General features: G+C 71.3%; 11 protein-coding genes. 9 read left to right on the top strand and 2 right to left on the bottom strand.

Features of this window, described 5'->3' with window-relative positions:
- Window positions 1-9 precede the first annotated feature (9 nt).
- The 4 genes from YS110_13445 to YS110_13430 all read left to right on the top strand — a co-directional run bounded on the left by YS110_13445 (window position 10) and on the right by YS110_13430 (window position 3,876).
- The gene (locus YS110_13445; protein UJB65685.1) at window positions 10-1,728 is read left to right on the top strand and encodes an EAL domain-containing protein; all 1,719 of its coding nucleotides are present in this window, start codon (window positions 10-12) and stop codon (window positions 1,726-1,728) included.
- Between the two features lie 120 nt (window positions 1,729-1,848).
- Window positions 1,849-2,232, top strand: coding sequence for a VOC family protein (locus YS110_13440; GenBank protein UJB65684.1), 384 nt, complete (start codon window positions 1,849-1,851; stop codon window positions 2,230-2,232).
- A gap of 170 nt (window positions 2,233-2,402) precedes the next feature.
- The gene (locus tag YS110_13435) at window positions 2,403-3,164 is read left to right on the top strand and encodes a 3-oxoacyl-ACP reductase (protein UJB65683.1); all 762 of its coding nucleotides are present in this window, start codon (window positions 2,403-2,405) and stop codon (window positions 3,162-3,164) included.
- 16 nt (window positions 3,165-3,180) lie between these two features.
- The gene (locus tag YS110_13430) at window positions 3,181-3,876 is read left to right on the top strand and encodes a glutathione S-transferase N-terminal domain-containing protein (protein ID UJB65682.1); all 696 of its coding nucleotides are present in this window, start codon (window positions 3,181-3,183) and stop codon (window positions 3,874-3,876) included.
- Window positions 3,877-4,152: 276 nt separating this feature from the next.
- On the opposite strand, the gene YS110_13425 is transcribed toward YS110_13430, so the two are convergent.
- Both YS110_13425 and YS110_13420 read right to left on the bottom strand, forming a co-directional pair.
- The gene (locus YS110_13425; protein ID UJB65681.1) at window positions 4,153-4,584 is read right to left on the bottom strand and encodes a hemerythrin family protein; all 432 of its coding nucleotides are present in this window, start codon (window positions 4,582-4,584) and stop codon (window positions 4,153-4,155) included.
- Window positions 4,585-4,606: 22 nt separating this feature from the next.
- Window positions 4,607-6,241, bottom strand: coding sequence for a HAMP domain-containing protein (locus YS110_13420; GenBank protein ID UJB65680.1), 1,635 nt, complete (start codon window positions 6,239-6,241; stop codon window positions 4,607-4,609).
- 190 nt (window positions 6,242-6,431) lie between these two features.
- Here YS110_13420 and YS110_13415 point away from each other — a divergent pair, with 190 nt between their 5' ends.
- The 5 genes from YS110_13415 (at window position 6,432) to YS110_13395 (ending at window position 12,647) form a co-directional block, all read left to right on the top strand.
- Window positions 6,432-6,980: a DUF1439 domain-containing protein gene (locus YS110_13415; protein UJB65679.1), complete on the top strand. Its 549-nt coding sequence runs from the start codon at window positions 6,432-6,434 to the stop codon at window positions 6,978-6,980.
- A gap of 194 nt (window positions 6,981-7,174) precedes the next feature.
- Window positions 7,175-7,729: a sigma-70 family RNA polymerase sigma factor gene (locus YS110_13410; GenBank protein ID UJB65678.1), complete on the top strand. Its 555-nt coding sequence runs from the start codon at window positions 7,175-7,177 to the stop codon at window positions 7,727-7,729.
- A 22-nt stretch (window positions 7,730-7,751) separates the two neighbouring features.
- Window positions 7,752-8,822, top strand: coding sequence for a FecR domain-containing protein (locus tag YS110_13405; GenBank protein UJB65677.1), 1,071 nt, complete (start codon window positions 7,752-7,754; stop codon window positions 8,820-8,822).
- A gap of 177 nt (window positions 8,823-8,999) precedes the next feature.
- The gene (locus tag YS110_13400) at window positions 9,000-11,411 is read left to right on the top strand and encodes a TonB-dependent siderophore receptor (protein UJB65676.1); all 2,412 of its coding nucleotides are present in this window, start codon (window positions 9,000-9,002) and stop codon (window positions 11,409-11,411) included.
- 201 nt (window positions 11,412-11,612) lie between these two features.
- Window positions 11,613-12,647 (top strand): pirin family protein, encoded by a 1,035-nt coding sequence (locus tag YS110_13395; protein ID UJB65675.1) that lies wholly within the window; start codon window positions 11,613-11,615, stop codon window positions 12,645-12,647.
- The last annotated feature ends 42 nt before the right edge of the window (window positions 12,648-12,689 follow it).

Here is a 12,689-nt window from a genome sequence, read left to right as displayed (position 1 = left end):
CACCCCGCCATGCCCGCCGCAATGGACGCCCTGGCACAGGCCATGATCGACGCGTCCCCCGCCGGCATCGTGCTGGTGGGCCGCGATGGCGTCATCCTGCACGCCAACGCGGCGATGGAGGAAATCTCCGGCCACCCGCCCGCGTGGCTGGTGGGGCGGCAGATGAGCGTGCTGCTGCCGCCCCGGCTGCGCGCGTGCCATGAGGCGCGCGTACAGGCGTTCTTCGACGGGCCGGTACGGCTGGCTTCCATGGGGCGCGGGCGCCTGCTCTGGCTGGAGCGGCGCGATGGCACGGCCGTGCCGGTGGATGTCGGCCTGGGCCATGTGCAGGTTCACGGCCAGCGCTGTGCGGTCGCGGTGATCAGCGACAGCAGCGAGCAGCAGCGCCTGCGGCAGGAACTGGAGTTCGAGGCCCGGCACGACGGTCTTACCGGCCTGGCCAACCGGCGCAGTTTCACCGCGCAGCTGGAGCGCGCTTGCCATCTGCCCGCCGGCCAGGCCCCGGGCCTGGCGGCGCTGGCGGTGCTGGGGCTCGATGGCTTCAAGCTGGTCAACGACAGCTTCGGCCACACCCAGGGCGACGCGGTCCTGCGGGAGGTGGCGCACCGGCTGCAGGCCGCGCTGCGCCCCGGCGACACGGTCGCGCGCCTGGGCGGCGACGAATTCGGCCTGCTGCTGGCCGACCTGGGCGAGCCGGAAGAGGCCGTGCGGGAGGCCGCGCGCCTGCTCGCCGTGCTGCGCCCGGGCCTGCGGCTGGAGGGCGGGCAGGAGGTTTTCCTGGGCGGCAGCGCAGGCATCGCGCTGTTTCCCGCGCAGGCGGCCAATGCCGAACAACTGCTGCGCTTCGCCGGCATGGCGCTGTGCCAGGCCAAGGCGGCGGGCCGGGGGCTGGCCATGCTCTACGACGTGGCGGCCGTCCCCGCGCTGGAAAGCCGCCTGCGGCTGCACGCGCGCCTGCGCCACGCGCTCGCGGGCGCCGCAGAGGCGCCGGTGGAGGACGCCATCGGCCCACGGCTGCATTTCCAGCCCATCGTCGATACGGCCAGCGGCCGCTGGACCGGCTACGAGGCGCTGCTGCGCTGGCGTGACCCGGAGCATGGCGACCTGCCGCCGGCCGAGCTGGTGCAGGTGGCGGAGATGACGGGACTGATCCTCCCGCTGGGCCAGTGGGTGCTCGAACAGGCCTGCTGCCAACTGCGCGCGTGGCTCGACGCGGGCATCGCGCTGCCGGTGGCGATCAACGTGGCGATGCAGCAGTTGCACAGCGCGGACTTCCCGGAGCAGGTGGACCAGGCGCTGCAGCGCCACGGCGTGCCCGCGCGCCTGCTGGGCCTGGAGATCACCGAATCGCAGGTCATGGCCGACCCGGCCCATGTGCGGCGCCAGCTCGTGCGGCTGGCGGCCCTGGGCGTGTCGCTCTCGCTCGACGATTTTGGCACCGGCCACGCCTCGCTGGCCCACCTGCGGCAGTTGCCGGTGCACCGGCTCAAGGTCAGCCGCGAATTCATCGCCGACCTGCCGCACGACCAGGTGCTGGCGGCCATGGTGTCCTACATGGCCGCGCTGGCGTGCGCGCTCGGGCTGACCGTGGTGGCCGAGGGCGTGGAGACCGAGGCGCAGCGCGGCCTGCTGCAGCAGCTCGGGGTGCCGCACTGCCAGGGCTGGCTGTTCGCGCCGGCGCTGCCGGCGCAGGAGGCGGCGCGCCGGCGCGCGGCCAGCGCGCCATAGAGGGATGGGCGCGCGCGGGGTGTCTGCCCGGCGATCTGCGGCCATCGGCATGGGCCGCTACGATACGTGCGCCGCGCCACGCGGATGGCGGCAGCAACCCCTACAGGAGACCGACAGACCATGTTCAGCCACGTCATGCTGGGAGCCAGCGACCTTGACAAATCCAAACGCTTCTACGACGCCCTTCTCGGCGCCATAGGCTGCAAGCCCGGCTTCACCGACCCGAAGAACCGCACCTTCTGGCGCCACGCGGGCAACACCTTCGCCATCACCGCGCCCATCAACGGCGAACCCGCGTGCCACGGCAACGGCAGCACCTTCGGCTTCGCAGTCGAGTCGCCCGAGCAGGCCGATGCGGCCCATGCCGCCGGCGTGGCCGCGGGCGGCGTGACGTGCGAAGACCCGCCGGGCTGGCGCGAGGCCGCGGGCATGCGCCTGTACCTGGCCTACCTGCGCGACCCCGACGGCAACAAGCTGTGCCTGCTGCACCGCCCGCCGAAGTGAAGGAACACCCCCCTGAGACGCTTCGCGTCTTCCCCCCTCTCTCTACGCGCTGCGCGCTTCGGGAGGGGGGACGCAGCCGGCGCGGCGGGGCGGCCCTTGCGCGGCTGCCCTGGCATAGGGGGGCGCTGGTTTCATGGGCCATGGATCACTGACGAGAGGAAGATTCACACATGCAATTGTCCGAACAATGGGTGCTGGTCACGGGCGGCGCCCGGGGCCTGGGCCAGGCCATCACGCGCGCGCTGGCGCGCGAGGGCGCCGGGGTCGTGATCAACTACCACCGCAGCGCGGCGGCCGCGCAGGCGCTGGCCGAGGAACTGGGCCCGCGCGCCATCGCGCTGCAGGCCGACGTGACCGATGCCGCCGCCGTGCAGCGCCTCTTTGCCGCAGCGCAGGAGCGCACGGGCGCCAGCATCAGCGCCGTGGTGAACAACGCGCTGGCGCAGTTCAGCTTTGACGGCGACGCGCGCCCCAAGCTGGGCGACATCGCCTGGGAGCGCTTCAGCCAGCAGATCGAGGGCGCCGTAAAGGGCGCGCTCAACACCATGCAGGCCGCGCTGCCCGGCATGCGCGCCCAGGGCTTCGGGCGCATCGTGAACGTGGGCACCAACCTGTTCCAGAACCCCGTGGTGCCCTACCACGACTACACGGCGGCCAAGGCGGCGCTGCTGTCGCTCACGCGCACGGCGGCGAACGACCTGGGGCCGGACGGCATCACGGTGAACATGGTCTCGGGCGGGCTGCTGCGCACCACCGACGCGAGCCGCGCCACGCCCGAGGCGGTGTTCGACCTCATCGCCAGCCTGACCCCGCTGCGCCGCGTAACCACGCCGGCCGAGTTCGCCGGCGCGGTGCTGTTTTTTCTCTCGCCCTGGGCGCGCGCCGTGACCGGGCAGAACCTGGTCGTGGACGGCGGCCTGGTGAAGGATTGACCAAGGAGAACCTCCCATGACCTGGACCCACCCCATCACCGCCAAGTGGCCGGCGCGCCACCCCGAGCGGCTGCAGCTGTACTCGCTGGCCACGCCCAACGGCGTGAAAGTGTCGATCGCGCTGGAGGAAATGCAGCTGCCCTACGAGGCGCACCTGGTGAGCTTCGGCACCAACGACCAGTTCTCGCCCGAGTTCCTGGCGCTGGCGCCGAACAACAAGATCCCGGCCATCCTCGACCCCCATGGCCCCGGCGGGCAGCCGCTGGTGCTGTTCGAGTCGGGTGCCATCCTCCTCTACCTGGCGGAAAAGACCGGCCAGTTCCTGCCCCGGGACGCCGCCGCGCGCTACGAGACGCTGCAGTGGCTGATGTGGCAGATGGGCGGCGTCGGCCCGATGTTCGGGCAACTGGGCTTCTTCCACAAATACGCCGGCAAGGACTACGAGGACAAGCGCCCGCGCGACCGCTACGTGGCCGAGTCGCGCCGCCTGCTGGGGGTGCTGGAGCAGCGCCTGGCGGGCCGTGACTGGGTGATGGGCGCCCAGTACACCATCGCCGACATGGCCATCTTCCCCTGGGTGCGCAACCTGGTCGAGCACTACGGCGCGGGCGACCTGGTGGGCTGGGGCGATTTCGCGCAGGTGCGGCGCGCGCTGGCGGCTTTCGTGGCGCGGCCCGCGGTGCAGCGCGGACTCGTGGTGCCCACCGCCTGAGATGAAACAACACCCCCCTGAGTCGCTTCGCGCCTTCCCCCTCTCTCACGCTTCGCGTGGGAGGGGGACGCAGCCCTCGCTGCGGGGCGGCCCTTGCTCGGCTGCCCGCGCTTGGGGCGCGCCAGTTGCATGGGCCGAGGGTGGGGCGCAGCGCCATGGCGCACTGAGATTGCTACCGTTTAAATAGCTGCTGGCGCTTGCCTGGTAAGGGCTAGAGGCCAAAAATCCTGTGAATTTCGCAGGCCCGGGCGGGCGCCCGGGAGGCGTCACGCCGTGTCAGCGCTTCTTGAGCGCGCGCTGGGCGCTGCGGTGCTTGTTTTCGAGGAAGAAGCGCAGCTCCTTGTCGTTGCGCCGGATGTGCAGCGACAGCCAGTCGCGCAGCACCGAGGAGAGTTGCGCCGCCACGGTGATGCTGCCCGCGTCGAGCTTTTCCTTGAGTCCGCGCAGGTCGTTGACGAAGTGCTCGTGGCCGACGCGGTGGTTGTCCAGGCCGGGAAACCCCGCCTGCTGCATCTGCATCTCTTCGTGGCGCAGGTGCTCGGCGGTGTCGGCGATCAGGCGCTCCAGCAGGTCGGCCACCACGCTCTGGCCGATGCCCTGGCTGGTGGCGGTGTGCAGCTCGTTGACCAGATCGACCAGCTTGCGGTGCTCCGCGTCGATCTGGCCGTTGTCGATGACCATGTCATCGGCCCATTCAAAGTACGCCATGGCGCTCCCTTTTTCGGTGGTTTCAGCTGGGCAGCGCCAGCGGGGCGGACGGCTGGGCCCGCGCGCCCTGGTGCTGCGGCGCGCCGTTGCCGGGCAGGCGGAACACGCTCACGGTCTGCACCAGCGTGTGCGCCTGGCGCTCCAGCGACTGCGCTGCGGCGGCCGATTCCTCCACCAGCGCGGCGTTGGACTGCGTGACCTGGTCCATCTGGCCCATGGCCTCGTTGATCTGGTCGATGCCGTGCGACTGGTCGGCGCTGGCGTTGCTGATCTCGCCCATGATGTCGGAGACGCGGCGCACGCTTACCACGATCTCGTCCATGGTGCTGCCGGCCTTCTCCACCAGCGTGCAGCCCTCGGAGACGTTGCGCACCGAGGCCTCGATCAGCCCCTTGATCTCCTTGGCCGCCTCGGCGCTGCGGCCCGCGAGCAGGCGCACCTCGCCTGCCACCACGGCGAAGCCCCGGCCCTGCTCGCCGGCGCGTGCGGCCTCGACGGCGGCGTTCAGCGCCAGGATGTTGGTCTGGAAGGCGATGGAGTCGATCACGCTGATGATGTCGGCGATCTTGCGCGACGAGGCGTTGATGGACTCCATGGTGTGCACCACCTGGCCCACCACCTCGCCGCCGCGCACCGCCACCTGCGAGGCCGACTCGGCCAGCTCGTTGGCGTGCTTGCCGCTGTCGTAGTTCTGCTTCACGGTGCCCGCCAGCTCGTGCATCGAGGCCGTGGTTTCCTCCAGCGCGGCGGCCTGCTCCTCGGTGCGCGAGGACAGGTCCAGGTTGCCCGCCGCGATCTGGCTGGTGGCCGTGGCGATGGTGTCGCTGCTGTGGCGCACCTCGTGCACGATGTCCGTCAGGCTGGTGTTCATGTGCTGCAGCGCCGAGAGCAGCTGGCCCGCCTCGTCGCGGCTGTGCACCTCGATCTGGCTGCGCAGGTCGCCTTCGGACACGGCCTGGGCCACGCGCACCGCCTGGCGCAGCGGGGCGGTGATGGAGCGCGTGATCCACGCCGCCAGCAGCAGGCCGATGGCCAGGCCGCCGATGCCCAGGCCGAGCAGCAGCATGCGCGCGAACTGCGCCTCGGCCTTGGCGCGGGCGCCGGCCTCGTTCACCAGCCGCTCCTGCAGCTTGGCCAGGCGGTCCACGCGGTCCTGCACCGTCGCCAGCTCCACCAGCGTGTGCTCCTGCAGCTCGGCGAAGGCCTCTTCCTTGCGGCCCGCGTCCACCAGCTCGTTGAACTTGGCCTGCGAGGTGACGTAGCGGCCGCGCGCGGCCTCGGCCTCGCTCAGGAACTGCTTGCCCTCGTCCTTGTAGACCAGCTCCTGCAGCGTCTTGAAGGCCTGCACGAAGGTCTCGCGGCCCGCCAGGATCTCGGCGCGCTTTTGCGCGCGCTGGGCGTCGGTCTCGGCGAAATAGATTTCGATGGTGCGGCGCGCGTTCGCCTGGGCGATGGAGCTGAGCGTGTTCGACGCCTCGGCTTTCACCCACTCGCGCTCGATGATCTGGCGGTTGGTTTCGAGCAGGCTGCCGAGCTGCAGCAGCCCCACGACCACCATGGCGAGCATCATCGCGATGAGCACGCCGAAGCCCAGGGCCAGGCGTGTGCCGATGCGCCAGTCGCGCGGTGACCAGGAAGATGTGGATTGGGTGGTCATAGGGTCGTTGTGTTTAAAGGGGGGTAGACCGCAGGCCCTTTGCCGGATGGAGCGACAAAGTTTGCGCCTGTTACCTACGGTTACTCAAGTCTCCTGAATCGGGCAGTCTATTAATTTATGGGGATAGATGACGTTTCCTTGACAAGAAACAGGGGGTAATAGGGCACTATCGCCCTTTTCCGTAGACACCATGCAACGCCGCCATTTGCTCTTCCTGTGCGCCCTGCCTGTTTTCGCGGCCTGCGCCAGCCGCATGCCCAGCTATACCGTCACCGCCGCACAACTGCAGGCGGCGCTGGCGGCGCGGTTTCCGCGCCGCCAGCCGGTGGCGGGCCTGGCCGAGCTGGAACTGCAGGCGCCGCGGCTGCGCCTGCTGCCCGAGGAGAACCGCGTCGGCGCCGAGCTGGCGCTGCAGGCCTCCGGGGCGCTGCTGCAGCGCAGCTACCCGGGCGTGCTCGACGTCGATTTCGGCCTGCGCTACGAGGCGGCCGACCGCAGCCTGCGCGCCACCGCCGTGCGCCTGAACGTGCTGCGCATCGACGGCCTGCCGCCGCGCGCGGCTGCCGTGCTGCAGGGCCTGGGCGCGGGCCTGGCCGGCCAGGCGCTGGGCGAGGTGGTGCTGCACCACCTGCGCGACAAGGACCTGGCCCTGGCCGATGGCCTGGGCATGCAGCCGGGCCCCATCACGGTGACGCCGCAGGGCCTGCGCATCGACTTCGTGCCGCGCACCACGCCTTGATGCTCCTGTTTGCGTAGCTGCTGGCGCTTGCTGGTATTGGGCTGGAGCCGTTTTTTCCATGAAGTCGCCGCAGGCGCGGGCGCTGGCACGGCAGCCGCATTGGAGATAATGCGAATCGTTCCTTATTCCAAACCTTCCTGGGCCGGACCGCGCGGCGCGGGCACCGTCCTTTCCCGCACCGCATTGGCCAATCCGTGTTCGAGCGTTACTACCGCGAGCTGCTGGGCTTTCTCGCGCGCAAGGTGGGCGACCGCGACGTCGCCGCCGACCTGGCGCAGGAGAGCTATGCCCGCGTCTATGCCGCCTCCGGCCGCGAGCGCGTGGCGCAGCCCCGGGCGCTGCTCTACGCCACCGCGCGCAACCTCGTGATTGACCACTACCGCCGCGCCAGCGTGCGCGCCGGGGTGGAAGTCGGCAGCGCGGCGGACGGCGCCGAAGCGCCCGGCGGCGGACTGGGCCCCGCCTCGCTGGAGCCCGAGGCGCTGCTGGCCGGGCGCCAGCGGCTTGCCGCCATCGAGCAGGCGCTGGCCGCGCTGCCGCCGCGCCCGCGCCAGGCCTTCGTGTTCTACAAGCTCGACGGCCTGAGCCGCGCCGAAGTCGCGCGGAAAATGGGCATCAGCGTCAAGACCGTCGAAACGCACCTGGAAGTCGCCATGCAGGCCTGCCTGGCGCGGCTGCAGGCGCTCGACGGCGCCGCGCCTGCCCCCACCGCTGCGCCTGCGCGCAAGAAGCCTCGCCCCGCCCCATGAACGCCACGCCCTTCGCCACCGCATGATGCCCGCCGCCCCGCCCGCCACCCCGCCCGGTGACGCCGCCGCGCGCCAGCGCCAGGCGTTGGTGCGCTGGTTCATGCGCCGCCACGGCGCGCCCGCCAGTGCCCCGTGGAGCGCCGCGGACGAGCAGGCCTTCCAGCAATGGCTGGGCAGCCCGGCCAACCGGCAGGCCTACGCGCGCTGGCAGGCCGACTGGGCGCTGATCGACGCCATGCCACCTGCCGCCGCCGACCGCCTGCGCGCCATGGCCGAGGCCGACCTGGCGGCGCAGCGCGCCGCCGCCGCGCCACCGGCCCCGGGCCGCAGGCAATGGCTGGGCCAGGGGCTGGCCCTGGCGGGCGTGGCGGGCATGGTGCTGGGCAGCGGCTGGCTCGGCTGGCGCCACCTGCAGGCCCAGCCCGTGTTCGCGCAGGCGTTCAGCACCCGCCAGGGCCAGCAGATCGCGGCCACGCTGCCCGACGGCTCCACCATCCGCCTGGACACCGCCACCACGCTGCACGCGGCACTGTTCCGCGGCCGGCGCGAGGTGCGCCTGGCGCAGGGGCAGGCCTTCTTCGCGGTGGCTGCCGACGCGCGGCGGCCCTTTTCCGTCATGGCGGGCGGGGCCGTGGTCACCGTGCTGGGCACGCGCTTCGCGGTGCGCTACACGCCTGGCGTGCCGGGCCGCGAGGGTGTGGAGGTGGCCGTGGAGGAAGGCCGCGTGCGCGTGGCGCGCGGCGAACCTGGCGGCGGCGCGGCGCAGCCGTTCGAGCTGGCCGCGGGCCAGACGCTGCGGCTGCCGCCCGGCGGCGCCGACCCGGTGCCCGGCGCCGTGCCCGCCGCGGGCGTGGCGCCGTGGCGCAGCATGCCCCTGAGCTTCAGCGACGTGCCGCTGCGCGAGGCCGTGGCCGAGATGGAGCGCTACGCCAGCCTGGGCATCGCCGCCATCGACCCGGCCGTGGCCGGCCTGCGGCTGAGCGGCACCTTCGACCCGCGCGACCCCGAGGCCACCCGGCGCCTGCTGGCGCGCGCCCTGCCGATCCGGCTGGAGGACAGCGCGCAGGGGGTGCACGTGCGGCCGGTGCGCTGAACGCCGTGCGCTTCTGAATTAATAGCTGCCAGCGCTTTATGGGAAAGGGCTGGAGGCACTTTTTCCCATGATTCTTTGCCGGCGCGGAAAGAATTTTTGCGCCGGCGGCTCCGGCAAACGCGCGCGTGCTGCGTCTTCACCCCAGAACCCTTCGCAATCCTTGTTTCTGGAGAACACATGCACCGCATTCTTCCGCGCCCCGCTCCGCTGGCGCTGGCCGTTTCCCTGGCGCTGGGCAGCGCCGGCCTGGGGGCGCAAACCCCGGCGCCCGGCGCCTGGCAGGATGGCCGGCCGCGCCAGATCGCCATTGCCGCCCAGCCCCTGGGCGATGCGCTGAACGCCTGGGCGCGCCAGACCGGCGCGCAGCTGGCCGTGCCCCAGCACCTGGTGGCGGGCAAGGCCGCGCCCGCCGTCTCCGGCGCCCTGCGCCCGCGCGAGGCACTGGAGCGCCTGCTGGCGGGCAGCGGGCTGCACGGCGTGTTCGAGGGCCCTCTGGTGTCGATCGAGCCCGTGCCCGCCGCGGGCCGGGACGAGGCCGTCCTGGCGCCGGTGACCGTGGTGGCGCCGGCGGCGCAGGAGGTGGGCGACGGCCCGGTGCGCGGCTATGTCGCCAAACGCAGCATGGCGGGCACCAAGACCGACACGCCGCTGATCGAGACGCCGCAGTCCATCTCCGTCGTGGGGGCCGAGGAGATCGACGCCCTCAAGTCGCAGAGCCTGCAGGACGCCCTGGGCTACGTGGCCGGCGTCAGCCGCTTCGAGGGCCTGTCGCGGGTGCAGGACACGATCTACCTGCGCGGCTTCCAGGCGCAGGCCGGCACGGGCAGCGTGTACCGCGACGGCATGAAATACACCGTCAACCCCTTCAACGGCAAGCAGGAAATCCATGGCCTGGAGCGCATCGAGGTGCTCAAGGGCGCTGCCTCGGTGCTCTACGGCGCGGCGGGGCCCGGCGGCATCATCAACATGGTGAGCAAGCGGCCCACTGCCACCCCGCTGCACGAGCTCAGCCTCGAGCTTGGCAGCTTCGGCCGCAAGCAGGTCTCGGGCGACTTCGGCGGCCCCCTGGACCAGGACGGCGAGTGGTCGTACCGGCTGAGCTTCCTCCAGCGCGACAGCGACACCTTCGTCGACCACGTGCGCGACGACCGCACCTTCATCGCCCCGGCGCTGCGGTGGCAGCCCAACGCCGCGACATCGCTGACGCTGCTGGCCGACTACCAGAAGGACAAGACCAACTACGTCTACTGGCTGCCCGCGCAGGGCACCATCTTCCCGACGGTCCACGGCACCATCCCGCGCAACCGCTTCACCGGCGAGCCCGGGTACAGCAAGTTCGACATGGAGCGCTATTCGATCGGCTACCTGTTCGAGCATGCGTTCAACGACCAGTTCACGTTCAGGAACAGCCTGCGCTACTTCCATGCGAACAGCGACTTTCCGCTGGTCTGGGTTTCGGGGCTGGCGGATGACCAGCGCACCTCCGCCTACCGGGGCGGAGCGCTGCGCTGGGAGCGTTCCTCGGCGCTGGTCGCGGACACCTCGCTGCAGTACCGGGGCACGCATGGCGGCGTCCAGCACACGGTGCTGGCCGGGTTCGACTACACCCGCCCCAGGAACCAGTCCGAACGCTACGACCGGACGGCCGACAGCATCGACTACTACAACCCGGTCTACGGCGGCCCCCTGGGTGCGCCGGTGCGCGACGACTGGTGGTCGTACAACGCCGACACCCGGCAACTGGGCCTGTATGCGCAGGACCAGATGAAGATCGCGGACAGGTGGGTGGTGCTGCTCGGCGGCCGCTACGACCATGTGCGCGACAACCAGAGCAACCTGTACACGGGCGAGAAGTCCATCGACAACGAGAAGAGCACGGCCTTCACGGGCCGCGCCGGGCTGGTCTATCTCGCGGACAACGGCCTGGCACCCTTCGCCAGCTTCAGCCAGTCCTTCGAGCCCACGTCGGGCCGGGACCGCCTGGGGGCGCGCTTCGACCCCTCGACCGGCACGCAGTACGAGGCGGGCGTGCGCTACCAGCCGCAGGGCGCGGACACGCTGGTATCGGCCTCCGTGTACCAGCTCACGCGCCAGAACGTCGCGGTGGACGACCCCGTCGATCCCGCCTACTCGGCGCAGATCGGCGAGGTGCGCTCCCGGGGCCTCGAACTGGAGGCGCGCACGCGCGTCGGCCGCAACGCCCAGCTGATCGCCGCCTATGCCTATACCGACGCGCGCACGACCCGGGCCAGCCCGCTGCAGCCGTCCCAGGTGGGCCAGCGCTCCCCCGGCATTCCCTTCCACCAGTTGTCCATCTGGGGCGACTACGACTTCGGCCGCTTCGGGATGCCCGGCCTGAAGGCCGGGGCCGGCATGCGCTACCAGAGCCAGACCAAGCCCAACACCGGCAGCTTCGACGTGCCGTCCTTCACGGTGTTCGACGCCATGGTCGGCTACACCACGGGCCCGTGGCGCCTGGCGCTGAACATCACCAACCTGTTCGACAAGACCTATGTCGGCAGTTGCACCACCGGCTGCTTCTATGGCGAGCCGCGCAAGGTCATAGGGACGGCCACCTACCGCTGGTAAGGCGCGCGCCGCAGCTTCAAAAAAGAGAGCTGCTGGCGCTTGCTGCATAAGCATTCTGGATTGAAAAATGCCTCAATTCTTTTACAGGCAAGCGCTGGCAGCTATCAAAACAGGAGTCAAGAAAGATTGTCCTGCGCGCGTGCCGCACTGTCGCGCGCATGGCCTCTTGGCAGGCGCGCAGGCCGGGCCCATATTCCCGGCATGACCGATACCCCCATCCTCCGCACCCAGCCGCTGGGCCCGCTGTGGCCCACCATGGATCCGTTCCTGTTCTGCGCCCACCACGACGACGCCTATCCCGCCGGCGACGGCGCGCAGGGCGTGCCCGCCGCGGCGCTGGGCGGGCGGGCGCTGGGCAGCGACTTCAGCCGCCAGGACGGTTTCTCGATGTACCACGGCGAGCGCGTGCCCGGCTTTCCGGTGCACCCGCACCGCGGCTTCGAGACCGTGACCCTGGTGCGCCGGGGGCTGATCGACCACAGCGACTCGCTGGGCGCGGCCGCGCGCTTCGGCGGCGGCGACGTGCAGTGGCTCACGGCCGGCCGGGGCATCCAGCATGCCGAGATGTTCCCGCTGCTGCACGCCGGCGCGCCCAACCCGCTGGAGCTGTTCCAGGTCTGGCTGAACCTGCCTGCGCGCAGCAAGATGGCGGCGCCGCACTTCACCATGTTCTGGAACGAGCGCATCCCGCGCCTGGAGCACGTGGACGCCGAGGGCCGCGCCACCCTGGTGCGCGTGGTGGCCGGTGCGCTGCCCGGCGCGGGAGCGCCGCTGGCGCCGCCGCCCGAATCGTGGGCCAGCGCCCCGGACGCCGACGTGGCCATTTGGACGCTGCAGCTCGCGCCCGGCGCGCGCTGGACGCTGCCACGCGCCGCCGGCAGCGCCACGCAGCGCATGCTGTACTTCTTCGCCGGCAGCGGCCTGCAGGTCGGCCCCGTGGCCGTGCGCGAACACGCCGCGCTGCACGTGGACGCCACGCAGGACTGGGAACTGCGCAACCTCGGTGGCGACGCCGTGGAATGCCTGGTGCTGCAGGGCCGCCCGCTGGGCGAGAGCGTGGCGCAGTACGGCCCGTTCGTGATGAACACGCAGGCCGAGATCATGCAGGCGCTGCAGGACTACCGGCGCACCCAGTTCGGCGGCTGGCCCTGGAGCGCGCCCGGCCCGGTGCATGGCGGCGCCCCCCGGCGCTTCGCGCGCCATCCTGGAGCGCAGGCCGACGAACTGCCGGCGTGATTTCTGGGCGCGGCGGGGGCGTGGGGCGTGGACAATGCGGGC

It is taken from the genome of Acidovorax sp. YS12 (assembly GCA_021496925.1).
Lineage (GTDB): Bacteria > Pseudomonadota > Gammaproteobacteria > Burkholderiales > Burkholderiaceae_C > Paenacidovorax.
This window is presented reverse-complemented; position numbering and strand designations above follow the sequence as displayed.

Excerpts from the sequence above, each read along its gene's own strand:
- YS110_13445 (UJB65685.1), top strand. The coding sequence starts at position 10 with ATGCCCGCCGCAATGGACGCCCTGGCACAGGCCATGATCGACGCGTCC.
- YS110_13440 (UJB65684.1), top strand. The coding sequence starts at position 1,849 with ATGTTCAGCCACGTCATGCTGGGAGCCAGCGACCTTGACAAATCCAAA.
- YS110_13435 (UJB65683.1), top strand. The coding sequence starts at position 2,403 with ATGCAATTGTCCGAACAATGGGTGCTGGTCACGGGCGGCGCCCGGGGC.
- YS110_13430 (UJB65682.1), top strand. The coding sequence starts at position 3,181 with ATGACCTGGACCCACCCCATCACCGCCAAGTGGCCGGCGCGCCACCCC.
- YS110_13425 (UJB65681.1), bottom strand. The coding sequence starts at position 4,584 with ATGGCGTACTTTGAATGGGCCGATGACATGGTCATCGACAACGGCCAG.
- YS110_13420 (UJB65680.1), bottom strand. The coding sequence starts at position 6,241 with ATGACCACCCAATCCACATCTTCCTGGTCACCGCGCGACTGGCGCATC.
- YS110_13415 (UJB65679.1), top strand. The coding sequence starts at position 6,432 with ATGCAACGCCGCCATTTGCTCTTCCTGTGCGCCCTGCCTGTTTTCGCG.
- YS110_13405 (UJB65677.1), top strand. The coding sequence starts at position 7,752 with ATGATGCCCGCCGCCCCGCCCGCCACCCCGCCCGGTGACGCCGCCGCG.
- YS110_13400 (UJB65676.1), top strand. The coding sequence starts at position 9,000 with ATGCACCGCATTCTTCCGCGCCCCGCTCCGCTGGCGCTGGCCGTTTCC.
- YS110_13395 (UJB65675.1), top strand. The coding sequence starts at position 11,613 with ATGACCGATACCCCCATCCTCCGCACCCAGCCGCTGGGCCCGCTGTGG.